General features: G+C 69.0%; 23 protein-coding genes. 6 read left to right on the top strand and 17 right to left on the bottom strand.

All coding sequences use genetic code 11. The features are described from left to right. Positions 1-154 precede the first annotated feature (154 nt). The 4 genes from LHU95_RS04750 to LHU95_RS04735 all read right to left on the bottom strand — a co-directional run bounded on the left by LHU95_RS04750 (position 155) and on the right by LHU95_RS04735 (position 5,284). Positions 155-910, bottom strand: coding sequence for an SDR family NAD(P)-dependent oxidoreductase (locus LHU95_RS04750; RefSeq protein ID WP_248710236.1), 756 nt, complete (start codon positions 908-910; stop codon positions 155-157). A gap of 78 nt (positions 911-988) precedes the next feature. Next, positions 989-2,317, bottom strand: coding sequence for an aldehyde dehydrogenase family protein (locus tag LHU95_RS04745; RefSeq protein ID WP_248710235.1), 1,329 nt, complete (start codon positions 2,315-2,317; stop codon positions 989-991). Then, positions 2,314-3,561 (bottom strand): FAD-dependent oxidoreductase, encoded by a 1,248-nt coding sequence (locus LHU95_RS04740; RefSeq protein WP_248710234.1) that lies wholly within the window; start codon positions 3,559-3,561, stop codon positions 2,314-2,316. Before LHU95_RS04740 ends, LHU95_RS04745 begins: the two co-directional genes overlap by 4 nt. A gap of 97 nt (positions 3,562-3,658) precedes the next feature. Continuing rightward, positions 3,659-5,284 (bottom strand): squalene/phytoene synthase family protein, encoded by a 1,626-nt coding sequence (locus LHU95_RS04735; RefSeq protein ID WP_248710233.1) that lies wholly within the window; start codon positions 5,282-5,284, stop codon positions 3,659-3,661. Between the two features lie 150 nt (positions 5,285-5,434). On the opposite strand from LHU95_RS04735, the gene LHU95_RS04730 reads away from it, so the two are divergent. Further along, entirely contained in the window at positions 5,435-5,884 is a 450-nt protein-coding gene (locus LHU95_RS04730; RefSeq protein ID WP_248710232.1) for a hypothetical protein, read from the top strand. A 110-nt stretch (positions 5,885-5,994) separates the two neighbouring features. Here LHU95_RS04730 and LHU95_RS04725 read toward each other — a convergent pair whose 3' ends face one another. From LHU95_RS04725 to LHU95_RS04700, 6 genes are all read right to left on the bottom strand, one after another. Next, on the bottom strand, positions 5,995-7,089 hold the full coding sequence (locus LHU95_RS04725; protein WP_248710231.1) for a glycosyltransferase family 2 protein: 1,095 nt from the start codon (positions 7,087-7,089) through the stop codon (positions 5,995-5,997). Further along, positions 7,089-7,898: a lysophospholipid acyltransferase family protein gene (locus tag LHU95_RS04720; RefSeq protein WP_248710230.1), complete on the bottom strand. Its 810-nt coding sequence runs from the start codon at positions 7,896-7,898 to the stop codon at positions 7,089-7,091. Before LHU95_RS04720 ends, LHU95_RS04725 begins: the two co-directional genes overlap by 1 nt. A 6-nt stretch (positions 7,899-7,904) precedes the next feature. Continuing rightward, a complete protein-coding gene (gene crtI, locus LHU95_RS04715; protein WP_248710229.1) occupies positions 7,905-9,488 on the bottom strand; it encodes a phytoene desaturase family protein in 1,584 nt (527 codons plus the stop codon). A 2-nt stretch (positions 9,489-9,490) separates the two neighbouring features. Continuing rightward, the gene (gene crtI / locus LHU95_RS04710) at positions 9,491-11,050 is read right to left on the bottom strand and encodes a phytoene desaturase family protein (RefSeq protein ID WP_248710228.1); all 1,560 of its coding nucleotides are present in this window, start codon (positions 11,048-11,050) and stop codon (positions 9,491-9,493) included. 122 nt (positions 11,051-11,172) lie between these two features. Beyond that, positions 11,173-12,771 (bottom strand): acyl-CoA dehydrogenase family protein, encoded by a 1,599-nt coding sequence (locus LHU95_RS04705; RefSeq protein WP_248710227.1) that lies wholly within the window; start codon positions 12,769-12,771, stop codon positions 11,173-11,175. Next, positions 12,768-13,883, bottom strand: a complete 1,116-nt coding sequence (locus LHU95_RS04700) for an FAD-dependent oxidoreductase (protein WP_248710226.1) — start codon at positions 13,881-13,883, stop codon at positions 12,768-12,770. Before LHU95_RS04700 ends, LHU95_RS04705 begins: the two co-directional genes overlap by 4 nt. Before the next feature lie 115 nt (positions 13,884-13,998). On the opposite strand from LHU95_RS04700, the gene LHU95_RS04695 reads away from it, so the two are divergent. From LHU95_RS04695 to LHU95_RS04680, 4 genes are all read left to right on the top strand, one after another. Continuing rightward, on the top strand, positions 13,999-15,606 hold the full coding sequence (locus LHU95_RS04695) for an ABC transporter substrate-binding protein (protein WP_248710225.1): 1,608 nt from the start codon (positions 13,999-14,001) through the stop codon (positions 15,604-15,606). 69 nt (positions 15,607-15,675) lie between these two features. After that, a complete protein-coding gene (locus LHU95_RS04690) occupies positions 15,676-16,527 on the top strand; it encodes a fumarylacetoacetate hydrolase family protein (RefSeq protein WP_248710224.1) in 852 nt (283 codons plus the stop codon). A gap of 4 nt (positions 16,528-16,531) precedes the next feature. Further along, positions 16,532-16,870 carry a YdhR family protein gene (locus LHU95_RS04685; protein ID WP_248710223.1) on the top strand — a complete coding sequence of 113 codons (339 nt, stop codon included), beginning with the start codon at positions 16,532-16,534 and terminating at the stop codon, positions 16,868-16,870. Positions 16,871-16,918: 48 nt separating this feature from the next. After that, on the top strand, positions 16,919-17,665 hold the full coding sequence (locus tag LHU95_RS04680; protein WP_248710222.1) for a hypothetical protein: 747 nt from the start codon (positions 16,919-16,921) through the stop codon (positions 17,663-17,665). A gap of 87 nt (positions 17,666-17,752) precedes the next feature. Here LHU95_RS04680 and LHU95_RS04675 read toward each other — a convergent pair whose 3' ends face one another. From LHU95_RS04675 to LHU95_RS04660, 4 genes are read right to left on the bottom strand one after another with little or no spacing between them, the layout of a single operon-like run. Then, positions 17,753-18,769, bottom strand: a complete 1,017-nt coding sequence (locus tag LHU95_RS04675) for a C-terminal binding protein (RefSeq protein WP_248710221.1) — start codon at positions 18,767-18,769, stop codon at positions 17,753-17,755. Between the two features lie 45 nt (positions 18,770-18,814). Further along, on the bottom strand, positions 18,815-19,015 hold the full coding sequence (locus tag LHU95_RS04670; RefSeq protein ID WP_248710220.1) for a hypothetical protein: 201 nt from the start codon (positions 19,013-19,015) through the stop codon (positions 18,815-18,817). A 10-nt stretch (positions 19,016-19,025) separates the two neighbouring features. After that, entirely contained in the window at positions 19,026-19,574 is a 549-nt protein-coding gene (locus LHU95_RS04665) for a hypothetical protein (RefSeq protein ID WP_248710219.1), read from the bottom strand. A gap of 3 nt (positions 19,575-19,577) precedes the next feature. Beyond that, positions 19,578-21,101 carry an altronate dehydratase family protein gene (locus tag LHU95_RS04660; RefSeq protein ID WP_248710218.1) on the bottom strand — a complete coding sequence of 508 codons (1,524 nt, stop codon included), beginning with the start codon at positions 21,099-21,101 and terminating at the stop codon, positions 19,578-19,580. A gap of 110 nt (positions 21,102-21,211) precedes the next feature. Between LHU95_RS04660 and LHU95_RS04655 the strand changes: the two genes are divergently transcribed. Further along, positions 21,212-22,180 (top strand): sialic acid TRAP transporter substrate-binding protein SiaP, encoded by a 969-nt coding sequence (locus LHU95_RS04655; RefSeq protein WP_248710217.1) that lies wholly within the window; start codon positions 21,212-21,214, stop codon positions 22,178-22,180. Positions 22,181-22,328: 148 nt separating this feature from the next. On the opposite strand, the gene LHU95_RS04650 is transcribed toward LHU95_RS04655, so the two are convergent. The 3 genes from LHU95_RS04650 to LHU95_RS04640 all read right to left on the bottom strand — a co-directional run bounded on the left by LHU95_RS04650 (position 22,329) and on the right by LHU95_RS04640 (position 25,433). After that, a complete protein-coding gene (locus LHU95_RS04650) occupies positions 22,329-23,381 on the bottom strand; it encodes a glycosyltransferase family 4 protein (RefSeq protein ID WP_248710216.1) in 1,053 nt (350 codons plus the stop codon). Between the two features lie 64 nt (positions 23,382-23,445). Next, positions 23,446-24,585 (bottom strand): endo-1,4-beta-xylanase, encoded by a 1,140-nt coding sequence (locus LHU95_RS04645; RefSeq protein ID WP_248710215.1) that lies wholly within the window; start codon positions 24,583-24,585, stop codon positions 23,446-23,448. Next, entirely contained in the window at positions 24,582-25,433 is an 852-nt protein-coding gene (locus tag LHU95_RS04640) for an acyl-ACP desaturase (protein WP_248710214.1), read from the bottom strand. Before LHU95_RS04640 ends, LHU95_RS04645 begins: the two co-directional genes overlap by 4 nt. Positions 25,434-25,656: the final 223 nt, after the last annotated feature.

Below are 25,656 nucleotides of genomic sequence, written 5' to 3'. Positions count from 1 at the left end.
GGCTTTGCCCTCTCGCTCTCGCGCACCAAGAAACCAGCTTCCTGGACCCTCGACGGCACAAATCCCCGGATGAAGGTGCAGGAAACGCGTTTCCTGCCGGGGAGCCCGAGGGGCTGGCCCCTCGGTCCCATCACGCGCGCATCACGGCCGCCCGCTAAACTAGGCCCCCATTCACGTGCCAGACTTGGCCGGTGACGTAGCCGGCCTCCGGTGAGGCGATGAAATTCACCGCCGCCGCCACATCATCCGGCGTGCCCAGCCGGCCGAGCGGCACGCTGCGCGCCACCATCTCCCATTGCGCGGCCGTATAGGCCGCATGCGCGCCGGGATCCTTCTGGGTGAAGCCGGGGGCGATGGCATTCACCGTGACGCCCTGCTTCGCGAATTCCATGGCGAGCCCGCGCACCAGCGCCTCCACCCCCGCCTTCGCGGCCGATGTGGCCGGGAAGATCGTCACATCATGGCGAAAGGTATGCGCGACGAAGGAGGAGATCGCGATCATCCGCGCATCCCGCCCTTGGGCCAGCACCGGCATGGCCGCGCGCGCCAGGCGAATGAAGGCCCAGAGCACCGTATCGAAGGTCCGGGCCAACTGGGCGTCATCGGTCTGCAGCAGCGGCGTCTTGTCGGCGAAACCCGCATTGGCGACGACGACATCGAGCCCGCCAAACCGCGCCACAGCAGCCTCCACCAGGGCGGCGGGCGTCCCGGCTTCGGCAATGTCGCCGAGGATGATTTCCGCCAGCCCGCCCTTGGCGCGGATCGCCTGGGCGGTGTGTTCCGCGCCCGCGGCATTCTTGCGCGTATGCACGATGAAGGCGGTGCCGGGCCCCGCCATGCGCCGGCAGCAGGCCGCGCCAATGCCCGTGGCGGCCCCGGTGACAAGGATGATTCGCTCTGGCTTGGCCATTCTCTCACTCCAGGGGGCCGGGGTTCCATGCCGCCCGGATGGGCCTCCCCGGCGGGTGCGGGGCAGCGCCCCACGGACTTACTTGAGGCCCACCAATTGCCGGATGAGCTTCTTCGCAAAGGCAGATTGCGGCCGATCGAACAAACGCGCCAGCGCCCAGCGCCCGTTGCGCATCCGCGCCCGTGGGTTGCTGAACTCCCGAAATCCCGCCTCGCCATTGCGCCGTCCGAAGCCCGAGGCACCGACGCCGCCGAAACCCAGGCCCGGAATGGCCGCGTATTCCACCGCACGCCCGGTCACCAGCGCGCCGGATTTGCTGCCCTGGGCCACCAGCGCCTCCTCCAGGGAGGTGGCGCCGAACAGGTAGATCGCCAGCGGATGCGGCCTTTCGCGGATCCAGGCCAGCGCGTCCTCCAGCGTCGCGCATTCCTCCATGGCGAGGATGGGGCCGAAGATCTCCTCCTCCGCCAATCCGCCGCGCGCCAAGGCGAGGCCGATGGAATGCGGCCCCGGCTCCATCCAGGCGATGGTGGAGCCCTCGCTCAGCGCATCGAGCCGCGCCTGCTGCCGGGCGTTGATGACGGCGGTGCCCGTCTGGTTTACGCCACTGGCGCGCGCGGCGCGGGCGAAATCGGCGGCGCTGTGGCCGATCAGCAGCACCGTATCGGGCGCGATGCAGGTCTGCCCGGCATTGACGGCCTTGGCGACCAGGATATCCCGCGCGGCCCGCGTGAGGTCGGCACCCGGCAGCACCAGCGCCGGGCATTTCCCGCCCAGCTCCAGCGTCAGCGGCGTCAGATGCGCGGCGGCGGCGGCCATGACGCGGCGGCCCGTCTCGGTGCCGCCGGTGAAGACCAGGTGATCCCAGGGCTGGCCGGCGAAATCGCGCGCCACCTCGGCACCCCCCTGCACCACGCGGGCGATGCGCGGCCCCCAGGCCTCGGCCAGGATCGTCTCGATCAGGGCCGCCACGCGGGGTGCCGCCTCGGAAGGCTTGATCACCACGCGGTTGCCGGCGGCGATGGCGTCGATCGCGGGCATCAGCGCCAGCTGCAGCGGGTAGTTCCACGGCGCCATGATGCCGACGACGCCCTTGGGCACGCATTCGGTCCAGGCGCGCGCCGGGAAGAAGGGAAAGGGCACCGCCGCCCGGCGGGGCCTCGCCCAACGGCGCAGATGGCGGCGGGCGTGGTTGCAGGCATCGGCCACCAGCAGCACATCCGCGAGGAAGGTGTCCTCGGCGCTGCGCGCGCCGTAATCGGCCTGGGCGGCATCGGCCACCGCCTGGGCATGTTTCAGCACCACGCGCCGCAATTCGGCCAGCAGGGCGCGGCGCTGGCCCAGATCAGGCGCGCCATCCTCGGCCTCGGCGGCGCGCAGGGCCATCAGCGCGGTCTGGCTGGTCATGCCTGAATCTCCTGGGCCGCAATCTCCTGGGCGGCGGCCTGGCCGGAGCAGATCGCGGCCTCGATGGTGGCGGGCAGATGCGGCCAGGTCCAATCCCCGGCCAGCACGAGATTCGCCAGCGGGCGGCGCGGCGGCGTGGGGATCGGGCCGGGGCGCTGGCGTGGCGTGGCGCGGCGTTCCTTGATGACCCGGCAGGGGGGCGCCGCCTCCGGCCAATCGCCCGGCAGATGGAAGGCGCGGACGGCGCGCAGGATTTCCGACCAGGCGCGGGGGGCGAGTTCCGCCACATCCTGCTCGGCCTCGGCATCGCCGGCGCTGACGGTGACGGCGACCCCTTCGGGCCGCACCAGCACCCATTGGCACAGCGCGCCGAGCAGCCCCAGGAAGCGCACCGGCCCCGCCGGCCGATGCGCGAAATGCAGGTTCACGATGGGGGCGAAGGCCTCGGGCGCGGGCAGCCCGGGCAGCATCCGCTGCGCTTCCCAGGGCGGCAGGGCCAGCACCACGCGATCCGCCTCGCCCAGCAGCAGGTCATTCTCCTGGAAGGTCAGCGCCGTGGCGCGGCCATCCTTCACCTGGATGGCGCGCAGCCGGCTGCCCGGGCGATAGCTGCCACCAGCCGCGGCCAGCACGGCCAAGGCCGGTTCCACCAGATCCGGCCCCAGCCCCCGGCGCGCGACAAACAGCCGCGCGGCACCCGGCGCGCCCAGCCGGCGCAGCACCTGGCCCAGCCGATGGGTCGAGGCCTCGGCCGAGGGGGTGTTCAGCGCCGCGATGACCAGCGGGTCCACGAAGCCGCGCAGGAAATCGGGATGGGCGGCCATGGCCTCGGCGATGGTGCGGTCCTGGCCCAAGGGGCCAAAAGGCGGCAGCGCCATGGCCATCAGCGCCGCCACCCCGCGCCAGGACACCCCGGCCGGGCGGCGCGCGCCATTCCACCAACCGGCCGGCGAGAGTGCGACCATCCGGGCCGACCCATCGGCGACATCATAGACGGGCAGGCCATCGGGCTCGGGCTGCACCCAGTATTGCCGGGCGCCGATGGCATCCAGGAAGCCCAGCGCCGCCCTGTTGCAGCCGATCAGCGCATGGGTGCCGTTATCCGTGCCATCGGGCAGCGCGCGGGCACGGCCGCCGGCACCGGGCGTCGCCTCATGGAGGGTGACGGCATGGCCCTGGGTGGCCAGGGCATGGGCCGCGGCGAGGCCGGCCAGGCCGGCGCCGATGATGTGAATGTGATTCAAAAAAAGGGCCTCCGGCGGCTGGGGCCATTGGCCCCAGACCCCTTGAAGGAATGGGGTCTGGGGCCCGCGGCCCCAGCCGCCGGAGGCATGCTTTCCTTCACTTCCCCGTCACCGCAAACACCGCCATCCGAAACTTCTCCGCGCGCGTCATCCGCGCGCGCGGCCGCGCCCCCGCCCAGCCGCGCCGCAGCATGTGGTCCAGGATGCGGCGATACCCCCACATCATCACCCGCGCCGGCCGCAGCGCCTCGATGTCGTAGCGCGGCAATTCCGCCTCTGCGCGGAAGAAGCCGCCCACGGCGCGGCCGGCCAATTCCTTGCAGATGCCGGCAAAGGCCGGGTGCGTCACGATGGAAGCCGCCGGCCCATCGGGAATGCCGGCCTTGGCGAGCACCGAGAGCGGGATATAGACGCGGTCCCGCAGCGCATCCTCATCCACGTCGCGCAGGATGTTCGTCAGCTGGAAGGTGTGGCCCAAGGCGAGGCCCCAGGCCTCGGCGCGGGGCTCGCCAAAGATGCGGACCGACATGGCGCCCACGCTGCCGGCCACGCGCCGGCAATAGAGATCCAGGGCCGCTTCATCCGGCAGGCGCAGATGGTCCGCGGCATCGGTCTCCATGCCGGCCACCATCGCCTCGCATTCCGCCAGCGGGATGTCGAAGGCCTCGCGCGCCAGGAGAAGCTCGCGGGAGAGGGCGCAATCGGGCAGGGTCAGCTTGCCACGCCAGGCTTCCAGCAGCCGGCGCTTCTCGCTCTCCGGCATGGCCCCATCGGCAATGTCATCAACCACGCGGCAAAAGGCATAGACGGCCCAGAGTGCGCGCCGCCGCTCGCCCTTCAGCGTCGCCATGCCGCGCGCGAAGGAGGAGCCGGCGCGGCTGACGCGCGTGGCGACGATCACGGGGTCGGTCGGGCCGAGGAAGGGGGCCGCCAGCAATTCCCGCGCGAAATCGGGCTTGCCGAGTGCCACGCGCCCCAGCACCGGATCGGCCGCGCGGAGCTTCGCCAGCAGCCGCCGCGCAAGGCCGATGGTCATGGCGGACTGGATGGCCAGGCGGCGCGCGGTGCACAGGCGCGGCAGCGCGGCCGCACGGTCCAGCAACTCCTCCACGCGGTCCAGCGCGGCATCGAGGATATCGCGGCGATGCGGGTTGCCCGGCTCGAAGAAGGCGGCCTCGCCGCCGGCCAGCGCCAGCCAGGATTGCGGCAGATAGACGCGGTCCAGCTTTTCGCGGTCCGGCACCAGGTCCTGGATGTGGTTCAGGATCTGCAGCGCGGTGCAGAGGCCATCGGCCGCGCGCAGCGCCGCCTCGCCCTCGGTGCCGTGCAGACGCAGCAGCATGCGCCCCACCGGATCGGCGCTGCGGCGGCAGTAATCCTCCAGCGCGGGCCAATCGGCATAGCGCGCCTGCTGCGAATCCTGCCGGAAGGCGGAGAGCATGAGGCGGGCTTCGTCGGTGCCCACGCCCAGCGCCTGCATGCGCGCCCCCTCCTCCAGGCTGGTGCGCGGATCATCCAGCGCGGCTTCCATCGCATCCAGCCGGGCCAGCTTTTCGGCCGATGAGAGGCTTTCGCTGTCGGCAATGTCATCGGCCATGCGGACGAAGCGGTAGAAGGCCATGACCTTCGCCCGCACCGGCTTCGCCAGGATCAGCGAGGCGGTGGGGAAGTTCTCCGTATCATGGTCACGATTGGGCGCGCCGGGCGCCTGCACCTTTGTCATGCTTCCTTTGTGGCGGGTGTCGCGGCCGCTTTCCAGCCCATGCGATGCGCCGATTGATGATTGGCGGCGCCGATGGTTCCGAAAGGGACCATTGTCTTGCAGGGCCGGCCCGGCTTCCGCCAATCTCAAGCGGTCCAAGGAGATCCCGCCATGACATCGCGACCCAGCGCGTTGCCCGCCATTCTTGCCTTCTGCCTCCCCCTCGCCGCCCCCCTGGCCCTCGCCCTCCCCCTGGCGGCGCCGGCCGCAGCGCAGAGCATGCACAGCTGGCCCCTCTCATCGGTCAGCGTCACCCAGCGCCCGGGCAATGGCTGCCAGCCGGGCATTGTTTCCATCAGTGCCTTCCCGGGCGCGCAGCGCGTGGAGGTGCGGCTCAACAATCCGGTGGCGGGCAGCATCACCGCTACGCTCGAATTGAACATCCGGCAGGGTGGGCAGGTGCTGGCCTATCGCGGGAGCGACAATCTGCCCCGGGGCACCGGGGCGATCCAGCCCGCAGGCCCCGTCGTGCCGGCCAATCTGGCGGGCAGCACGGTGGAGCTTTCCGTCACCTATTGCATGGTCTATCCGCCGGCCCCGCCGCCGCCGGTGACGCGATAGGGCATCATCCGTTCAACCGGCCGCGGTTGGACGGATCAGGCGATCCGGTGCGCCCGGCGCCGCGCGAGCCAACCGCGCCGCGGCGGCGGGAGCACGCGGCATGCCGCGCGTCACGCCTTGGCCGGCGCATAGGCGCGGCCTTTCCACCCGGCCGGATAGCCCAGCATGGAGCGCACCAGCGCCGTCCATTGGATGGCCAGCGCCACCAGCACCGTGAGCGGATGCAGCGGCACGGTCCACCAGGGCTCACCCGTGCGCCAGGTGACGGCGGCGCGCAGCGCGAACATGAGGAAGATGGTCAGCATCGCCTCGCCAGCCGGCAGCAGCGCCCAGGGCCAGAGATGCCCGCCGGCCAGCAGCACGGTCCAGATCGGCAGGCCGATGGGGGTGGCCATCCCCTCGCGCGCATTCTTGATGAAGCCGCCCCAGGCATGGGCGAAACCCTCATACATGCGGCAGGTGGCCAGCGGCGTGCCGTCCACGATCTCGGTGTCATGGCCCTTTTCGCGGAAGCGCCGCGCCAGGGCGATGCCGTCATGCAGCACGCCCTTGATGGCGCCATGCCCGCCGATCGCCTCATAGGCGCGGCGCTCGACGAGGATGAGCTGCCCACAGGCGGCGGCAAGGCTGGGCTTGCGCTGGTTGGAACGCCCACCGAAGGGCAGGTAGCAGATCAGCAGGAAGTTGATGAAGGGCACGGTCAACCCCTCGCCCAGGCCCTTGATGATCTGGCGCGGCACGCCGCTCACCATCGCGATGCTCTGGACTTCGGCATGCGCGGCCATGGCGGCGGCGGCATGCGGTGCCAAGCGCACATCAGCGTCAATGAACAGGAAATGCGTGCCCGTCGCGGCCTCGGCCAGGCGGGCGCAGGCATGCACCTTGCCGGTCCAGCCGGGCGGCAGGGAGGGCGCCTGCACCAGCCGCACCCGCCCATCCCGCGCCGCATGGGCGCGCACGATCTCGGCCGTGGCATCGCTGCTGCCATCATCCATCACCACCACCTCGACCTCGCAGCCGGTCGAGGCCAGCGCCGCATCCAGGCAGGCGCCGATATTGGCGGCCTCATTGCGCGCCGGAATCAGGATCGAGACGCGGGTCGGCGCAAGCGGCTGCCCGCCCAGCCGCGCCATGCGCCGCAGATTGATGATCCCGAACAGCACGGGCATCAGCGCCAAGGCCAGCGCGAAATGGGCGTATTCCATCAAACTCCTCGTCTGCTGCGGGGATCATGCTGCGGCGTGTGGTCCTCACCACGGATCATGGCCCGAAAATACTGCCATGCGCCATAGAGACCCCCCATTCCCTGCTTGCCATCCACCACAATCCGGAATCGTTCCGGTTCACGACTGATGGCGTCCAGCGCCAGGCGGTCCATCGTTTCGGTCATCGCCGCCCGGATTCGCTCGGTCCGCGCCTCGCGGTCCAGCAGCGCCAGCTCGCGGGCCTCCATCGGCGGCCCGAAGGCGATCAGCGTCTCGCCACGCTTTTCCGTCCAGTGCAGATACTCGACGGCGAGTGGCAGGATCACGGCATCGGGCGCGATTTCAGCGAGGCGCGTGACACCAGGCGCCAGCGGCACCGGCCGCTCCCTGGGGTCGGCGAAGCGGCCGGGCGCGTTCATCCAGAGCATGTGGTCGGGGTTGCGCAGCACGTCGCCCGCGGTGCGCAGGAAGCGCACGGCCCCACGCGGCGAATTCTGCTCGACGCCGAACACGCCGAGGCGTTTCATGAAGGCGTATTTTTCCAGCGCTGCCGCGTCCATCGGCGTGAAGCCCGGCCGCTCCAGGAAGAAGCGGCGCATCAGCAGCATGAACAGCACGCCATCCCACCAGCCCGGATGGTTGGCGAGGATGATGGCAGGCCGCCCGGGGGGGCATTGCGGCTCCCCCCAATGGGCCACCCGCAAGGCCGAGAAGCTGGCGGAAAAGGTGCGCGTGAAGGCCAGGTTGAAGAAGGCCATCATGCGCTCGGAGCGCAAGGCGACGGGCGAGACCACCTCATCCGCCGCCATGGGAAATCAGGCGCCGACGAGTTCGGACTCGCGCCGACCGGCGAGTTCCGCGGCCGCACTCATCCCCTTGCCGCCCAGATCCTGGTCCAGGCTGTCCGCCGCGATCCAGCCCGACATCATCACCATGGGCATGCCAGGCCCCGGATGGGCGGCGCCGCCGGCCAGATAGAGCCCCTTCACCTGGCGCGAGCGGTTGCCCGGCTTGAAGGCGCCCAGCCAGGAACCGTGCGACGCGAGGCCATAGATGGCGCCATCCAGCACGCGGTAGCGGTTGTGGATATCCACCGGCGTCAGCCGCTGCTCCACCACGATATTCTCCTCGATGTCGTCGAGGCCGGCGGTGCGCTTCAGCTTGTCGAGGATGGTCTGGCGATAGCCGGGGAACAGCTGGTCCCAGTCATGGTGCGGGCGCAGATGCGGCGTGTGCACCAGCGCATAAAGGGCCTCGCCACCCGGGGGCGCGCTCTCGGGATCGGTGCCGGCGGTGGCGGCGAGATAGACGGTGGGGTCGGGGGCCGGCTGGCCCTTCTTGTAGATGGCGTCGAACTCCTCGCCCGCATCGCGCGAGAAGACGAAGCAATGATGCGCCAGATGCTCGTAGCGCTTCTTCAGGCCCATATAGAGCACGACGCCGCTGCAGGCGGGCTCGAAGCCCTTCTTCGCATAGGCCTCGCCGGTGCTGCCGCCGACCAGCTCCTTGTAGGTGCGGATGGCGTCCATGTTGGAGATCACGGCATCGCAGGCGATGCGCTCGCCGGTGGCGAGCTTCACGGCCTTGATGGCGCCATTCTCGATGTCAAAGCCGGTCACGTCGCAGGAGGGGCGCAGATCGGCGCCGAGATCCCCGGCGAGCTTGGCCAGCCCCTCGGCCACGGCACGCGTGCCGCCGACGGGATACCAGACGCCCTCGCTCGCCTGCATGTCGCCGATCGAGGCGAGGACGGCGGGGGCGAGATAGGGGTTGCTGCCGACATATTGGCAGAAATGGTCCAGCATCTGCGCCAGCCGCTCATCCGGCACATGGCCGCGGATCACCTTGGCCACGGTCTGGCCCATGCGCAGGCTCAGCACATCCTTCAGCGTGTTCGGATTGAGGTTGGCCTTCATGTCCAGCGTGTCGGTGATGCCCTCCACCGACTTCCAGAAGAAGAACTTCTCCGACACACCATGCAGGTGCTTGGCCACGCGCTGGAACTTGCGGTAGCCGTCGCCCAGGCCACGGCCGGGGGCGAATTCATCCATCAGCTTCGCCATCACGTCCACATCGGCCATCAGGTCGATGCGGCTGCCATCCTCGAAGAAGCAGCGCCATTGCGGGTCCAGCCGGATCAGCGGCAATTCCTTCGCCTGGTCGCGCCCCGCCTCGGCGAAGATGCGGCGCAGCACGCGCGGCACGGTGAGGATGGTGGGGCCCATGTCGAAACGGAATTTGCCCGACCCGTCCGGCGCATCGAGGAACAGCTGCGCGGCCTTGCCACCGAGCCAGGGGTTCTTGTCCAGCAGCGTGACCTTGTGGCCACGCGCGGCGGCGGTGCAGGCAGCGGCGAGGCCGCCGAGGCCGGCGCCAACAACAACGACATGCGACGTCATGGTCAAATCTCCGTGGCGGGCGTCAGGGCCGGCTGGGGCGTCAACGCCAGGTCTTCCTGGATCAGGCGCGCGGTGATGCGCGCACCCTCATAAATCACCGGCAGGCCGGAGCCCGGATGCGTGCCGCCACCCACCAGATAGAGCCCCTGGGTGTCATTGAAGCGGTTGCGCGGCCGGAAGCTCAGCATCTGCATCAGGTCATGGCTGAGGTTGAAGGTGGCGCCATACCCCACCGAGAATTCATCCTGCCAATCCTGCGGGGAGACGACGCGCTCATAGCGGATGCGGGATTCGATATCATGCAGCCCCAGCGTCTTCAGCCGCTGGATGGCGATGTCGCGGTAGCGCGGCCCTTCGACGCTCCAATCCGCCCCGTGGCGCAGATTGGGCACGGGCACCAGCATGTACAGCGCCGAATGCCCGGCCGGCGCCAGGCTCGGATCGGTCACGCAGGGGTTCTGCACATAAAGGCTCGGCACATCCGGCAATTCGCCGCTTTCGATCTGGTGGATGTTGCGCTGGTATTCCTCGGCCAGGAGCACATTGTGGTGCGCGAGATCGGGGTATGTCCCCTCAATGCCGAGATAGAGCATGAAGGTCGAGCAGGAATAGCGCGACTTCTCGATCTTCTGGTCGGACCAGGCCTTGCGGATGGAATTGGGCACGAGCTTGGGCACGGCATGCGCGAAATCGCCGTTCAGCACCACGGAATCGGCCGCGATGTGCTGGCCACCAACCTCGACGCCGACGGCGCGGCGGCCGGCGAAGGTGATCTTGTCCACGGGCGTGTTCAGGCGGATTTCGACGCCCAGGCGCTCGGCCACGCGGGCCATGGCGTCGCTAACGGCGCCGCAGCCGCCGCGCGGGTGATACACGCCGTATTCATATTCCAGGAAGCTCAGGATGGTGAAGAGCGAGGGGCATTTGAACGGCGACATGCCGAGGTATTTGGTCTGGAAGCTGAAGGCGAGGCGCGTGCGCGGATCCTTGAAGTAGCGCTTCAGATCCTGGTCCACCTGCTTGTGCGGGCGCAGTTGCGGGATGCTCTTGAGGATATCCACGCCGACCATGTCGGCATTGGAGAGGAAGGGCCGCTCCAGGAAGGGCCGGAACACGGCCAGCTTCTCGCGGTTTTCGGTCATGAAGCGGCGCACGCCCGCCACATCGCCCGGCGCGAAGCTGCCGATATTTCGCTCCATCTGATCGAGGTCACCCGTCGCATCAATCGTGATGTTGGGCTGGCCCTCGAAGATCAGGCGGTATTGCGGATCGAGGCGGATCAGATCCACCTCCTCCTCCAGCCGCGCGCCGCAGGCCTCGAAGATTTCCTTGAGGATGCGGGGATAGAGGAAGAAGGTCGGCCCCAGGTCGAATTTATACCCCTCGGGCGAGGTCAGGGTGCGGGTGCGACCGCCCACCACGCCATCCTTCTCGAACAGGGTCACCTTGGCGCCGGAGGCGGCCAATTGCATCGCGGCCGCAAGTCCCCCGGGGCCGGCGCCAATGACGGCGACATGCGGGCGCGAGCGGCGGGGCGAAGGGGAGGAAAGAGGTGCGTTCATGCCTGTTGAGTGTCTTGTGATCGGGACAAGATGCTGCGTTGCGTCAATCGCGCAAGTCCCTGTGTCCTGGAAGTCCGGGCGCTTGGCCCCGAATTGTGGCGTTTTGGCGACATGCCGGTCACTCAGGCCGGGATCAGTGCCAGCACCTCCGCCGCCCCGGTGACCTCGGCCGCATGGGCCTGGGCGCGGGGCAGCAGGCGGGTCCGGTAGAATTCGGCGATGGGGGCATAGCGCGCATCCAGCCGGGCGGCGCGGGCCAGCAGGGCCGCCCCCAGCACCCAGCCGCAAGCCTCCAGATAGGCCGAGGCACTGGCCGCCACCTCCTCCGCGGGGGCAGCGAGAATCCAGCGGGTAGCCGCCTCCAGCGCATCCAACGCGGGGCCGAGCCGCGCATCCGTGGCGCGCGCTTCGGCCAGCATGCGGCGCAGCAGCGCCCCCTGGTCACGCGGCAATTTGCGGGTGACGAGGTCCAGCGCCTGGATGCCGTTGGTGCCCTCATAGATCGGCGCGATCCGCGAATCGCGCAGCACCTGCGCCGCACCGCTGCCCTCCACGAAGCCCATGCCGCCATGCACCTGCACGCCCAGATTGGCCGCCTCCACGCCCCGATCGGTGCACCAGGCCTTCACGATGGGGGTGAGCAAGGCGAGCTTCGCCTCAGCCTCGGTGTCGCCCTGCTTCGCGTGATCCGCCGCGATCACCGCCTCATAGGCGAGGAAGCGCCCGGCCAGCGTCATGGCCCGCATCTCGGCCAGCATGCGCGCCACATCCGGGTGGCGGGCGATGGGCCGCCCCCCCTGGATGCGATCCGCCGCATAGGCTTGGGCCAGATGCAGCGCGCGCGCGCCCACGGCCACACCTTCGACGCCGACCTGGAGGCGCGCATTGTTCATCAGCGCGAACATGGCCGGCAGGCCGCGATGCGGCTCATGGATCAACTCGGCCACGGCGCCTTCGAACAGCATGGTGCAGGTGGGCGAGCCATGGATGCCGAGCTTGTGCTCGATGCCGCCGCAACGCAGGGCATTCAGCGTGCCATCCGGCAGGATCGTCGGCGTGGCAAAAAGGCTGATCCCGCGCGAGCCGGGGGGTGCATCCGGCAGCCGCGCCAGCACGAAATGCAGCGTATTGGCGGCCAGGTCATTGGCGCCATAGGTGATGTAGATCTTCTGGCCATGCAGCGCGTAGCGGCCATCGCCCAATGGTTCCGCGCGCGTCCGCACCGTCGAGAGATCACTGCCCGCCTGCGGCTCGGTCAGGCACATGGTGCCGTTCCAGCGCCCGCTGATCAGCTCCGGCAGCCATTTCGCCGATTGCGCGGGCGTGCCGTATTTCTCCAGCACCTCGATCGTGCCGCAGGTCAGCAGCGGGCAGAGCGAAAACGCCATGTCGGCGGTCGCCAACAACTCCGACATCGCGGTCCAGAGGGCGAAGGGCAGGCCCTGCCCGCCATGCTCCTCACCGGCCGCAACCCCCTGCCAGCCGGCCTCGACCCAGGCGGCATAGGCCGCGCGATAGCCGGGCGGGCAGGTCACCGCGCCATCCGCGAAACGCGCGCCGATGCGGTCCGCTTCCAGCCGCCCGGGCTCGATCACGCCTTCGGTGAATTTGCGCATCTCCTCCAGCAGGGCGGCGATGTCATCCTCGCCCAGGCCGCAATCCGGCAGGGCGTGCAGCCGGGTCAGGGCGAAGAGGATGTCTTCGGTTTGCGTCGTGCTCATGCGGGGATCACCTCATCGCCGGCGGCCCAGGCGGGCAGGCGCGCGGCCGTTTCGGGCTGGGCGATGGCCTGGGCCAGGCGCTCGCCCAGCACCGCGCCGAATTTGAAGCCATGGCCGGAAAAGCCGGACATCACCCAGGCGCGCGGCGCCAGGGGCTCGATCACGAAGCGCTCATCCGGCTCCACGTCGTAAAAGCAGGTGGCGGAACCCAGGCGCGCGAAGCCCTCGATGCCCGGGACGCGCTTGCGGGCGAGGGCCAGGATGCGCTCCACCTCACGGCTGTCGGGCGTGCGGTCATCATCCGGATGGCCCTGGCGGGAGAAGCTGTGATCGCCGATCTTGATCGGCGTGCCGGCCACGGGCGGCACCAGATAGAAGCCGCCCTCGGCCGCGAGGTCGAGCAGCATGGGCGCCTGCTTCCAGGCCGCGGACGGCGCATCCAGCCGCACCACCACCTGGCGCGAGGGGGTGACGCGCCGCGCCACCTCGGGCAGCAGGCGCGGAATCCAGGGGCCGGCCGCCACCACCAGCAGATCGGCCGAGCGCGCGGCCCCACCTTCCAGCGTCACCATCGCCCGCGCCGGATCGAGCTGCGTGGCGCGGGCCACTTCGATGACGGCGCCCTGCGCCTCCACATGCCGCGCAAGGGCGGCCACGATGCGCTCGGCCAGCAGCACGCCGCCGGCGGGGCAGAAGAAGGCATCGGTGATGCCCTCGCCCGAGAGATAGGGGAAGCGCGCGGCCACCTGGGCCGCGGTCAGATCCTCATGCGCGCGGCCATCCGCGCGCAGGGCGGCCCGCGTCTGCCGCACCCAGTCGCCCGCCGTGTCATCCAGCGCCAGCACGCCGGTCTGGATGTGCAGCACTTCGCCCAGATCCACCCAAAGGCGGTCCCAGGCGGCATAGGCCTCATCCACCATCCGCATGTAGCCGCGCTGGGTGCCATAGGCGTGGCGGATCAGGCGGTGGTGATCCACCGAGGCGCCGGCCGGGTTGGGTGGTGGCACCTGGTCCAGGACATGCACGGCAAAGCCCTGCCGGAGCAGCGCCCAGGCCGTGCACAGCCCCATGATGCCAGCGCCGAGGATCAGGATTTTCGGGCGTGTTTCCATGCCCCCATCCTGCCCTTTCCCGGCCAGCGCGGGAAGCGGCGGTTGCGGGGGGGGCGGGCGCGTGCCAGCCTCATCCGCGAGGAACGCCGCGCCACGCTTCGAAGGAGCCTGATCCATGCATCGCCGTGACCTTCTGGCGGCGGGCGCCGCCCTCGCCGCCGCCCCCGCCGCGCAAGCGCAAACCACACCCGCGCCCACCACGCTGCGCGTCGGCATGACCGTGGCGGACATCCCCTTCACCACCGGCCAGCCGAGCCAGGGTGCGGAAGGCAACCGCTTCCTCGGCTACACCCTGTATGACCCGCTGATCGCCTGGGACCTGACCCGCGCCGACCGCGCCGCCTCGCTCCGGCCGAGCCTCGCCGAATCCTGGGCGGTGGATGGCGAGAACAAGAAGCTCTGGATCTTCCGCATCCGCCCCGGCGTGCGCTTCCATGACGGCTCCGCCTTCACCGCGGAATCCGTCGCCTGGAACCTCGGCAAGCTGCTCGACCGTGACGCCCCGCAATTCGACCGCGCGCAATCCGCCCAGGGCAGCCTCTATGCCGGCAATATCGAGCGCTGGCGCGTGCGCGACCCGATGACCATCGAGATCGAGACCAAGGCGGTGGACGCCGTCTTCCCCTATCTCATGGCCAATCTGTTCTACTCCTCGCCCGCCCGCTTCGAGGAGCTGGGCCGCAACTGGGAGCGCTTCGCGCAGCGCCCCTCCGGCACCGGCCCCTACATCGCCGACCGCTTCGTGCCGCGGGAGCGGCTGGAGCTGGTCCGCAATTCCGGGCATTTCGACCGCTCGCGCATTCCGCAGCATGACCGGCTGGCGCTGATCCCCATGCCGGACGCGCTGACGCGCGTGGCCGCCCTGCTCTCCAACCAGGTGGATTTCATCGAGGCCCCGCCGCCCGATGCGGTGCCGCGCATCCGCGCCGCCGGGCACCAGGTGGTGACCAATGCTTATCCGCATATCTGGTGCCACCAGCTCTCCTATGTCGAAGGTTCGCCCTTCCGCGATCTTCGCGTGCGGCAGGCCGCGAATCTGGCGATTGACCGCGGCGGGCTCGTGCAGATGCTGGGCGGCCTCGCGCTGCCGGCCAAGGGCATGGTGACCGAGGGGCATCCCTGGTTCGGCAGCCCGACCTTCCAGATCGGCTTCGATCCGGACCGCGCCCGCCGCCTCCTGGCTGAGGCGGGCTTCAGCCGGGCCAACCCTGTGCGCACCAAATTCATCGTGGCCCCCACCGGCTCGGGCCAGATGCAGCCCATGCCGATGAACGAGGCGATCCAGCAGAATTTCCGCGATGTCGGGATCGAGCTGGAATTCGAGGTGATGGACTGGGAGGCACTGCGCGGCCGCCGCCGTGCGGGAGCCGAGGCGCCGGAGAATCGCGGCCTGCACGCCAACAACAACTCCTGGGCCTTCTGGGACCCCGATATCGGCCTGCTCGGCCCGGCCTATGGCGCGGGCCGCATCCGCGGCGGCTTCAACTGGGGCAATTACCAGGACCCAGAGGCCGATGCGCTCATCGTCGAAGCGCGCAACACCTTCGAGATCGAGGCGCAGAACCGCGTCCTGGCGAGGCTGCACAGCCGCCTGGTGGACCAGGCGATGTGGCTCTGGGTGGTGCATGACACCAATCCGCGCGGCCTGTCCCGCCGCGTCAAGAACTTCACCCAGGCGCAAAGCTGGATGCAGGATCTGACGCCGATCCGCATGGAGGGCTGAGGGGCAGCCCTTCGCGCCAGATCGTTTTGCGGGCAGTATCCGGGGCGTCTCTCCAGGAGGAAACGCCCCATGAAACTGCTCCGCTACGGCCCCAAGGGCCAGGAAAAGCCCGGAATGCTCGATGCATCCGGCACCATCCGCGATCTTTCGGGCGTCATCCCCGATGTGAATGGCGCGGCCCTCGCCCCCGGCGTGCTCACCAAGCTCGCCGCCATGGACCCGGCGACGCTGCCGGCCGTCACGGGTTCGCCGCGCATCGGCTCCTGCGTCACGGGCATGACGAACCTGATCTGCATCGGCCTGAACTACGCCGACCACGCGGCCGAGACGGGGGCCGCCGTGCCGAAGGAGCCCATCGTCTTCATCAAGTCGCTCGGCGCGCTGAACGGCCCTTATGACGACATCATCATCCCCAAGAACTCGGTGAAGACCGATTGGGAATGCGAACTCTGCATCGTCATCGGCACCACCGCCCGCTACGTGACGGAGGAGGCCGCGATGGACCACGTGGCCGGCTTCGCCGTCGGCAATGACGTGAGCGAGCGCGAATGGCAGGCCGAACGCGGCCCGACCTGGGACAAGGGCAAGGGCTTCGAGACCTTCGGCCCGCTCGGCCCCTGGATGGTCACGAAGGATGAGGTGCCCGACCCGCAGAACCTGCGCATGTGGGCCGATGTGGATGGCGTGCGCCAGCAGGATGGCAGCACCAAGACCATGATCTTCGGCGTGAAGACGCTGGTCAGCTACGTCAGCCAGTGCATCACGCTGTTCCCGGGCGATGTGATCTTCACCGGGACACCGCCTGGCGTCGGCCTCGGCAAGAAGCCGACACCCTGGTTCCTCAAGGCCGGGCAGGAAGTGCGCGTCGGCGTGGAGGGCCTGGGCGAGCAGGTCACCCGCACCGTCGCCTATCAGGGCTGAGCGGATGGCGGGGCCCGCGCGCGTGATCCTGCAGATGGATTTCGCCACGGCCCCGCCGCCCTATCCGGCGCCGGGGGCAGAGCGCAACGCGCTGCTCCGCCCCCTCGCGCAGACCATCGCGGAGGAGACGCCCGGCCTCGTCTGGAAAATCTGGACGGAGGATGCGGCGGCCGGCCGCGCCGGCGGGCTCTATGCCTTCACGACGCGCGCCCATGCCGAGGCCTATCAGGCCATGCACAGCGCCCGCGTGGCGGCCCGCGGCGCGAGCGACATCCGCGCCGTCCTCTGGGACATCAATGCCGAGCTTTCGGCCATCACCCGCGGTGTGCCGGACGCGGCGTGAGGGCGGCGGCCGTCTTGCGCGAAACCCCTCCCTTGCCTTTGATGTCCCATGAATCCGGAGGCCGAGATGGAAGTTGGTGAAAGCTGCGTGGTGCTGAATCGCGGCGCCTCGCTCCAGGGCGCGGATGCGGGCATCGGCCGCGCCGTGCTGCTGACGGGCAATCCGCGCGGCGGCACCACCTTCGTCGCCAGCGTGGCGCATCACCTGGGCATCCCCCTCGGCAAGGACACGCCGCGCTATGAGGACCGCACGCTGCGCTTCCTGCTGCGCGGCGAGGAACCGGATGAAGGCCATGTGCGCCTGACCGAGACCATCCGCGCGCGGGAAGCGGCGCATCCGCTCTGGGGCTGGAAGCTGCCCGCCATCGTCGAGCATTTCGATGTGGTGGACCGCCTGGTCCGCCGGCCGATCTATGTGATGGTCTTCAAGGACCCGCTCTCCATCGCCATGCGCAAGGTCAATCGCGGTGATCCGGAGCTGGTGGGGGGCATGATGGCCTCCATCCTCTACGCCCAGCGCATGGTGCAATTCCTGGCCGGGACGGAGCGGGAATGCGTGCTGGTCTCCTTCGACAAGGCGATCCGCAAGCAGGGCGACTTCATCCGCACCCTGGCCAGCGTGGCCGGCATCCCCGTGACCGATGCGCGCGTGGCCGAGATCGAAGCCGCGGTGCGGGCCGACAGCCTGCTCTATGACCGCAAGAAACCCGCTGCCCCGCCACTCGCCACCGGCGCGGAGCTTGCCGCGGCCAAGGCGGAGCGCAAGCGGCGCAGGCGGGAAGCGGCCCAGGGCTGAGGCGCGATCTCTTGCCTTGGGGTGGCTTCGAGGAGGAAGGGGCGCTGCCCCTTCACCCCGGCAGGAAACTCGTTTCCTGCACCTTCGTTAGTCTGACTCGGGCGGGATGACGTTGGTGCGGAGGCCGCGGACCAGGACGTCGCGCATCGTTTCGGCCGATTTCAGGCGGATGTCGTCCCAGGCTTCGGGGCTGTGGAAGGCGACGTGGGGCATGATCACCAGGCGGCCCATCAGCCAGGGCTCGCGCGCGCGATAGGCGGCGAGCAGGGCCGGAATGGGCTCGACCGGGGGTTCGACCGGGATCACATCCAGGCCAGCGCCGGCCAGGTGGCCGGAACGCAGCGCGCCCTCCAGCGCGTCCATATCCAGGATGGGGCCGCGCGCGGTGTTCACCACCACGGCATCCTGAGGCAGCAGCGCCAATTCCCGCGCCCCCACCAGGCCGCGCGTGTTGCGCGTCAGCGGGCAATGGATGGAAAGCACATCGGATTGCGCCATCAGCGCATCCAGGCTCTCCACCCGCTCCACGCCGATGGCGCGGTCCGCGCCATTGGGCAAGGCCGGGTCGAAAAACAGCACCTTGAAGCCGAGCGCCTTGGCCCGCAGCGCCACCGCCGTGCCGATGCGCCCGAGGCCGAGAATGCCGAAGCGCTGCACCTCGAAGCGGCGGACGATGCGGTTGGGCAGGACGCCCCATGGCGCGGGCGGCGTGCCGCGCTGCGCGTCATGATGCAGAACGAGGCCGCGGCGGAGCGAGACGGCGAGCGCGATGGCGGTATCCGCCACCTCCTGCGTGCCGTAATCGGGCACGTTGCAGACGATGATGCCGCGCTCGGCGCAATAGGCGCGGTCCACGCGGTCATAGCCGACACCCATGCGGATCACGACCTTGAGCTTGGGGAATTTCGCCAGCGCCTCCTTCGGGACGGCGAGGCGCAGCGTCATCAGGCCATCGGCCTGGGCGCAGAGCTCATCCGGGAGTTCGATCAGGGCCTTTTTGGCGTTGCCCTGGAGGATGCGGACGGTGTCGCCCATCACGCGCTGTTCCAGCAGCGTGTCGGGGTAGAGGGATTCGGGTTCGAGGACGGTGAGTTTTTCTTGCATGCGGCGAGGCTAGCCAGGGGTGGGGCGGGTGCCTAGCCGGGTGGGTTAGTATTGCGCCTTCAAAGGCTTCACGCCGGCCTCGGCGCAACGCTCTTCGATACGTCGCAGTGCGGCGCGCTTCTCGGCGGTGCGCCGGGCGCCCTTGTTTTGTAGGGCTTCCCTCATCTCGGCCGTGAACACAAGGCCCTGTTGCTTCGCCCGGGCGTCCCTTCGGGCCAGGAAGTCGGACAGGCTGGTGGTGCGCATCGCCGCCTCCTTAATCCAGCGCCAGCAGGGAGATATCCCCACCTTCGTCTTGAACGCGCTTTCGCAGATAGGGTTGGTCAATCTCCTCCGCAAGCGAAAGCAGCAGCCGCGCTTGCAGAAGCATGCTGTCATCCGTCGGGCTCGCCACCGCGTATTGCCCGAGCCGATCGGCGATCAGGTCTTCCACCGGCGGCAAGGCAAAAGACGATCCGGACTCCGTGGTCAAGAACCGGATGCGCGTCCTCTCGCATCGGCCATCAAACAATTGGCCACTGACGATTTGCACGCCATAGCAGGCCACTTCCGGGAGATACCAGAAATTCTTGAGATACCCGATCTGATCTTCGCGAATGAACCCAACCTCTTCGAGGAACGAACGAAAGGCTCCAGCATCCGTGACATGCACGTCGAAGTCGCCCGTGCTGTAGGCCCCGCCCGTGTAAAGCTCGACGGCGGCCCCGCCGACGAGGACAGCGGATTCACCCGTTTTCCGGCGCAGCGCCTCAAAGGCGTCAGCCAGTTTCTGCAAGACCAGCAGGAAATCGTCCGGTAGCGCCATGCCTTACATCGTCGCCCCCAACACCCAGGGCGCAAACTCCGCATCCCCAAACCCCAGCGCCTCGCTTTTCGTGGGCGCCCCGCTGGCCGTCGCCAGCATATGCCGGAAGATGCGTTCCCCGCACTCGGAAACGCTTTCCCCCCCGTCCAGCACCGTCCCGCAATTGATATCCATATCCTCCTCCATGTGCTGGAACATCGCCGTATTGGTCGCCAGCTTGAGCGAGGGCGCGGGCTTGCAGCCGAACACGCTGCCCCGCCCCGTGGTGAAGCACATCAGGTTCGCCCCACCCGCCACCTGCCCCGTCGCCCCCACCGGGTCATAGCCGGGCGTGTCCATGAAGACGAAGCCCGCCTCCCGCACCTCCTCGGCATAGCGCACCACATCCACCAAATTCGTCGTCCCCGCCTTGGCCATGGCGCCGAGCGACTTTTCCAGGATGGTCGTCAGCCCGCCCGCCTTGTTCCCGGGTGAGGGGTTGGCGTTCATCTCCGCCCCCTCGCGCGCCGTGTATTCCTCCCACCAGCGCATCACATCCACCAACTTCTGCCCCACCTCGGGCGAGACGGCGCGGCGCGTCAGCAGATGCTCCGCCCCATAGGTCTCCGGCGATTCAGAAAGAATCACCGTCCCCCCATGCCGCACCACCAGATCAGACGCCGCCCCCAGCGCCGGATTGGCCGTAATCCCCGAATACCCGTCCGAGCCACCGCATTGCAGCGCCACCTTCAAGGCACTCGCCGGCACCGGCACGCGGGTTGCGGCATTGGCCTCGCCCAGCACTTCCTTCACGAAGGCAATCCCGGCCTCCACCGTCTTCCGCGTGCCGCCGCTCTCCTGGATGTTCAGCGTCCGCAGCCGCCCGGCCAGGCGCTGTTCCTCCAAGAGGCCGCCCAGCTGGTTCACCTCGCACCCCAGCCCGATGGCGATGACGTGCGAAAAATTCGGATGCCGCGCGAAGCCCGCCAGAACGCGGCGCAGCACGCGCAAGGGCTCGCCCTCCGTCATGCCGCAGCCGGTTTTGTGGGTCAGTGCCACCACGCCATCCACCGCGCCGAACGCGGCCAGCGGGTCCGGCCCATCGGTGAAGGGGTTCCGCGTGAAACTCCGCGCGATCAGATCCGCCACATGGGCCGAGCAATTCACGCTGGTGATGATGCCGATGTAGTTGCGCGTCGCCACCCGCCCATCGGCCCGGAGGATCCCCTGGAAATGCGCGGGCACCGCCACCGGCTCGGTCGGCCGCGCATCCACGCCCCAGGCGTAGTCGCGGGAGAAATCGCCCATGCCGCAATTCTGCGTGTGCACCCATTCGCCCGGGGCGATCGGCGCCGTGGCAAAGCCGATGATCTGCCCGTAGCGGCGGATTTCCTCGCCCGGCGCATGGCCGCGCACCGCCACCTTGTGCCCCGCCGGGATGCGCGCCCGCGCCACCACATTGGGGGCGACGGGCGTGCCCACGGGCAGCGCCCGGCGGGCGATCACCACGCCATCTTCCTCATGCAGGCGGATCACGTGGGTATCCATGGCGGTCTCTCCCTGGGTTTTCCCGCATCCTGCCGTGCGATTCCCCATTGCGGAAGCTGCATGAAAACCGGCAGCATCCGCGCCATAAAAAACCAACCGAGGAAGTCCCCATGATCAGCCGCCGTACGCTCGGGCTTACCGCCCTCGCCGCCCCCTTCGTCTCGAACGCCGCCATCGCCCAAGGCACCCGCCTGCGCTGGGCGCATGTGTATGAGGTGGCCGAGCCCTATCACACCGAGGCCGTCTGGGCCGCGGGCCAGATCCAGCAGCGCACCGGCGGCCGCTGGAATATCGAGGTCTTCGCCGCCTCGGCGCTGGGCAATGAGCCGCAGATCAATCAGGGCCTGACGCTCGGCACGGTGGATCTCATCTACACCGGCGTCGCCTTCGCCGGCGCCAGCTACCGCCCCTTGGCGATTTCCCACGCGCCCTATGCCCTGCGCGACTACGCGCATTTCCAGGCCTACCGCGCCAGTGACCTGCACCGCGAGCTGGTCGCCGCCTATGACCGGCAGACCAATCACCACGCCGTGGCGCTGACCTATTACGGGGACCGCATGGTGACGGCGAACCGCTCCATCATGCAGCCGACCGACATGCGCGGCCTGAAGCTGCGCGTGCCCCAGGCGCCCTCCTTCCTGATGTTCGCCCGCGCGGTCGGCGCCAATGCCACCCCCATCGCCTTCGCCGAGGTTTATCTGGCCCTGCAGAACGGCACGGTGGATGCGCAGGAAAACCCGCTGCCCACCATCCAGGCCAAGAAATTCTATGAGGTGCAAAGCCACATCTCGATCACCGGCCACATCACGGACAGCCTGCTGACCATCATCGGCAGCGGCACCATGCGCCGGCTCAATGAGGGGGACCGCGCCATCTTCCGCGAGGTCCTGGCCCAGGCCGCCGATCGCTGCGGGGCCGCCATCCGCAGCCAGGAGCAGGAGCTGGCCGCCTGGTTCCGCGCCCAGGGCAAGACCGTGCAGGAGCCCGACCGCGCCGCCTTCCGCGCCGCCTGCGTGCCGCTGCACAATGAGAATGTGGGCTGGACGCGGGCCCAGTATGACCGCCTGCAGGCGCTGTAGCCTGGCGCGGTTGCTGCGGGGCGCGCCCCCCCCCCCAAGAACCACCTGGTCAAACCCGTGCCATGTGACAGTCCGAAGATCCAAGAAACCGGGTTTCTTGGTGGGAGAGCGCGAGAGGGCAAAGCCCTCTCGCTAAGCCGTCACCCAGCTACGAAAACCCCAGCCCCGCGCGCCGCATCCGCAGCATCACATAGCCCGCCCAGGCCAGTTGCACCGCCAGCGCCGGCAGCCCCACCAGCGGCTTCATCTCGGCCGGGACATTCAGGAACCACACCGCCAGCCCCGCATGGAACAGGGTGAAGGCCCAATGCAGGGCCGCCACCCCCCGCACGGGCACACCCGCGCGCTGGGCCATCTGGTAGAGATGCGTCCGGTGCGCCGCCCCCAGCCGCTCACCCATCAGCGCCCGGCGCAGCAGGGTGAAGCCGGCATCGAACAACAGCCCGAAGATCAGCAGCGGCACGATCAGGAAGCTCACCTGGCTGTCCTCGAACCCCGCCGCCGCCACCGCGAGGATGGCCAGCATGAACCCCGCGAACTGGCTGCCCACATCGCCCATGAAGATCCGCGCGCGATGCAGGTTGAAGGGCAGGAACCCCAGGAAGCCCGCGGTCAGGAACAACGAGGCCGCATAGATGAACCCACCCCCCAGGCTGAGCGCGATGACCCCCAGCGCCGCGCAGGCAATCACCAGCGTCCCCGCCACCAGGCCATCCAGCCCATCCATGAAGTTCACGGCATTGGTGCAGCCCATGATCCAGAACAGCGTCAGCAGCACGCCGAGGAAGCCGAGCTCCACCGTGCCGATTCCCGGCAGCGAAAGCCGCTCCAGCACCAGCCCCGTCAGCACCGCCACCATCGCGGCGCCGAATTGGCACAGCAGCCGAAGCCCGGCCGAAAGATTGCGGATGTCATCCAGCAGCCCCACGGCCGCGATGGCCACCGCCGCCAGAATCACGCCGAGGAAGGGAAGCTCCGCGATGCGGGCCACATCGGCGCTCTGGTACAGCGCCAACATGCCGAAGATGAAGGCGACCACCGGCCCCAGCCCGCCGCCACGCGGCGTCACCACCGTATGCGCACTGCGCGCATTGGGCACATCGAGGATCGGCCAGCGGATCATCGCCCGCACCACCCCTGCCGAGAGGGCCACCAGCACCAGGGCCAGCAAGAGATGGGTCAGGATCAGGGAAGCTGGCATGGAAGCGCTGCCTATGCCCCGTGCCGCCCCCCGCGACAACCCGGCCCCGCCGTGACGCGGCGGTTCAGCCGGCCAGGAGCTGCGCGATCCGCGCCCGCAGCGCCTTGGGGCGCAGTTCCGCATCGAAGGGATGGCCGCGATGCGTCTGCCCATCGGAACGCGCGACCGCCGGCTCCTGGACCAGCCAGGAATCGCGGTCGGTCAGCCCCCAGGTGAGGAAGCTGCGCGCCCCGCCCGCCATGGCGGCGCTGAGGAAGGTGCCGGCGTATTCGGCCACGGCGGCATCACGCTCGGCCAGGCTGGGCGCCAGCACATCGGGCTCGCGCACATCCAGCTCGGTGATGAGGATGGCGAGTCCCATGCCATGCAATTCCCGCAGGAAGGCGATGAAGGGCTCGGCGCGGAAGGGCTCGCGCATTTGCAGATGCGCCTGGATGCCGATGGCGTCCAGCGGGCTGCGCCGGTCCAGCAGGCCCCGCACCACGCGCAGCAGCCGCGCCCGCTTGGCGGCGGCCCAGGGCGTATCCGCCTCGATGCCGTAGTCATTCATGGTCAGCCGCAGCGTCGGGTCCACCTGGCGGGCGATGCGCAAGGCGCGCTCAGGATAGCCGGGGCCGAGGGCGGCGAGCCAGGGCGTCGGCCGCAGATCGCCATCCGTCGGGTCCGGATTGTCGCTGCCGGGCGGGTTGGAGATGATCTCGTTCAGCACATCCCAGTCGCGGATCGAGTCGCGCGTCTCCCGCAGGACGGCGGTGATGTGCTCCTCCAGGATGGTATTGGCCTGGGGGGCGCCGGCGCGCAGGGCAGGCTCCAGCCAGGCCGGCATCGCGACGTGCCAGAGCAGCGCATGGCCCCGCACGCGCTGATTATGCGCCTGGGCGAAGCGGATCACCTGCCGCAGGGAGCCGAATTCGAAGCGCCCGCGCTCGGGCTGCAGCGAGTCCCATTTGCCCTCCCATTCGGGCACGATCACATCCGCCTCCCGCGCCACCAGGGCCGCGAGGGCGGGATCATCCTCCAGCATCTGACCGCGGACCGATGTGCCGAAGCTCAGGCCCCGGGCGCGGGCAATCTCACGCAGGCCGGGCCCATTGGCGCCGGGGGTGCTGGGCCCAGGCGTCTGGGCGGAGGCGCAGGCGCTGAGCGCGGCGCCGCCGAGGATCAGCCCGGGCAAGGCCAGCAGGGGCCGCCGATGCAGCCTCACGCGGCGCGGGCGAGTTGCGGCGCCGCCTCACGCGCCAATTGTTGGCGAAACTTGTCGCGCCGCCAGCAGAGCAGGCGCCAGAAGGCGCGCGCCGCGAGATCCGACATGCGGCCACGCGGCTCCAGCCCGATGGATTTGAAGATCATGCCCATGCTGCGCTCGATGTGATGGTAGCGATAATACCCCATCGCCCGGCCCATATAGCCGGCCGAGCAGCGCGCATGTTCATAAGCGAGGCCCGGCGGGTCATTGCTGCAATGGAAGGCAAAGGCGAGTTCGTCATCCTCCGTCTCACCCACGCGGCCGAGCGCCACGCGCAACCGCTTCGCGAAGGAGAGATTTTCCCGCGCCAGGTAGCGCTTCATGTGGTCGTAGAACAGCTTGAAATGCCGGTATTCATCGGCGGCGATCAGGCGGCAGACCTGCTTGAGCACCGGCTCTTCCGTGGCCTCGCCCAGCGCCGTGTAGTAGCTGGAGGTGCCCGTCTCGACCATGCAGCGGGCGATCAATTCGCCCGTGCGGGAGCCGCGGATGGAGGCATCGGCCTTCACGTCGATCTTGTAGCCGTCACGGTAGCGGGCGAAGGCGGCCATGTATTCGAATTGCGGGTCCGCCAGGGTCGCCCAGCGGCCCAGCGCATCGCCATGCTGGTTTTCCTCGACCGCCCAATGGTCGGCCGCGGTCTGGAAATCCGGGTCATCGTGAAAGACGGATTTCAGATAGGCGGCGTAGTCATCGCCATTGCGCTCCACCATGGCGGCGGCCTTGACGAGAGACACCACCTCCGGATCGACCTTGGAGGGGTCAAAACGGTCCCAGGCGATCTGCTCGATATGCCAGTGCTTCATCTGTCCGATCCGGGCCTCCGTGCATCAGACATGCGCGCCTTGGGGGGGGAGATCAAGCCGGATGTGCCGGAAATGCCTCGCAATGTGACCAGGACGCCACGCGCCGATGAGCGCGGGGGCGATGCCGCGGCTGAGGATCGCCTGGCTGCTGATGAAGGCAAGGAAGCGAGAGGGCTTTGCCCTCTCGCGCTCTCCCACCAAGAAACTCAGTTTCTTGGATCTT

It is taken from the genome of Sediminicoccus sp. KRV36 (assembly GCF_023243115.1).
Taxonomy (GTDB): domain Bacteria; phylum Pseudomonadota; class Alphaproteobacteria; order Acetobacterales; family Acetobacteraceae; genus Roseococcus.
This window is presented reverse-complemented; position numbering and strand designations above follow the sequence as displayed.

Bases quoted from the DNA above. Each gene is read 5' to 3' on its own strand.
- LHU95_RS04660 (WP_248710218.1), bottom strand. From the start codon at position 21,101: ATGGATACCCACGTGATCCGCCTGCATGAGGAAGATGGCGTGGTGATC.
- crtI (WP_248710229.1), bottom strand. From the start codon at position 9,488: ATGACGTCGCATGTCGTTGTTGTTGGCGCCGGCCTCGGCGGCCTCGCC.
- LHU95_RS04700 (WP_248710226.1), bottom strand. From the start codon at position 13,883: ATGGAAACACGCCCGAAAATCCTGATCCTCGGCGCTGGCATCATGGGG.
- crtI (WP_248710228.1), bottom strand. From the start codon at position 11,050: ATGAACGCACCTCTTTCCTCCCCTTCGCCCCGCCGCTCGCGCCCGCAT.
- LHU95_RS04675 (WP_248710221.1), bottom strand. From the start codon at position 18,769: ATGCAAGAAAAACTCACCGTCCTCGAACCCGAATCCCTCTACCCCGAC.
- LHU95_RS04750 (WP_248710236.1), bottom strand. From the start codon at position 910: ATGGCCAAGCCAGAGCGAATCATCCTTGTCACCGGGGCCGCCACGGGC.
- LHU95_RS04745 (WP_248710235.1), bottom strand. From the start codon at position 2,317: ATGACCAGCCAGACCGCGCTGATGGCCCTGCGCGCCGCCGAGGCCGAG.
- LHU95_RS04655 (WP_248710217.1), top strand. From the start codon at position 21,212: ATGATCAGCCGCCGTACGCTCGGGCTTACCGCCCTCGCCGCCCCCTTC.
- LHU95_RS04680 (WP_248710222.1), top strand. From the start codon at position 16,919: ATGAATCCGGAGGCCGAGATGGAAGTTGGTGAAAGCTGCGTGGTGCTG.
- LHU95_RS04640 (WP_248710214.1), bottom strand. From the start codon at position 25,433: ATGAAGCACTGGCATATCGAGCAGATCGCCTGGGACCGTTTTGACCCC.
- LHU95_RS04725 (WP_248710231.1), bottom strand. From the start codon at position 7,089: ATGGAATACGCCCATTTCGCGCTGGCCTTGGCGCTGATGCCCGTGCTG.
- LHU95_RS04670 (WP_248710220.1), bottom strand. From the start codon at position 19,015: ATGCGCACCACCAGCCTGTCCGACTTCCTGGCCCGAAGGGACGCCCGG.
- LHU95_RS04690 (WP_248710224.1), top strand. From the start codon at position 15,676: ATGAAACTGCTCCGCTACGGCCCCAAGGGCCAGGAAAAGCCCGGAATG.
- LHU95_RS04735 (WP_248710233.1), bottom strand. From the start codon at position 5,284: ATGACAAAGGTGCAGGCGCCCGGCGCGCCCAATCGTGACCATGATACG.
- LHU95_RS04665 (WP_248710219.1), bottom strand. From the start codon at position 19,574: ATGGCGCTACCGGACGATTTCCTGCTGGTCTTGCAGAAACTGGCTGAC.
- LHU95_RS04685 (WP_248710223.1), top strand. From the start codon at position 16,532: ATGGCGGGGCCCGCGCGCGTGATCCTGCAGATGGATTTCGCCACGGCC.
- LHU95_RS04720 (WP_248710230.1), bottom strand. From the start codon at position 7,898: ATGGCGGCGGATGAGGTGGTCTCGCCCGTCGCCTTGCGCTCCGAGCGC.
- LHU95_RS04705 (WP_248710227.1), bottom strand. From the start codon at position 12,771: ATGAGCACGACGCAAACCGAAGACATCCTCTTCGCCCTGACCCGGCTG.
- LHU95_RS04650 (WP_248710216.1), bottom strand. From the start codon at position 23,381: ATGCCAGCTTCCCTGATCCTGACCCATCTCTTGCTGGCCCTGGTGCTG.
- LHU95_RS04695 (WP_248710225.1), top strand. From the start codon at position 13,999: ATGCATCGCCGTGACCTTCTGGCGGCGGGCGCCGCCCTCGCCGCCGCC.
- LHU95_RS04730 (WP_248710232.1), top strand. From the start codon at position 5,435: ATGACATCGCGACCCAGCGCGTTGCCCGCCATTCTTGCCTTCTGCCTC.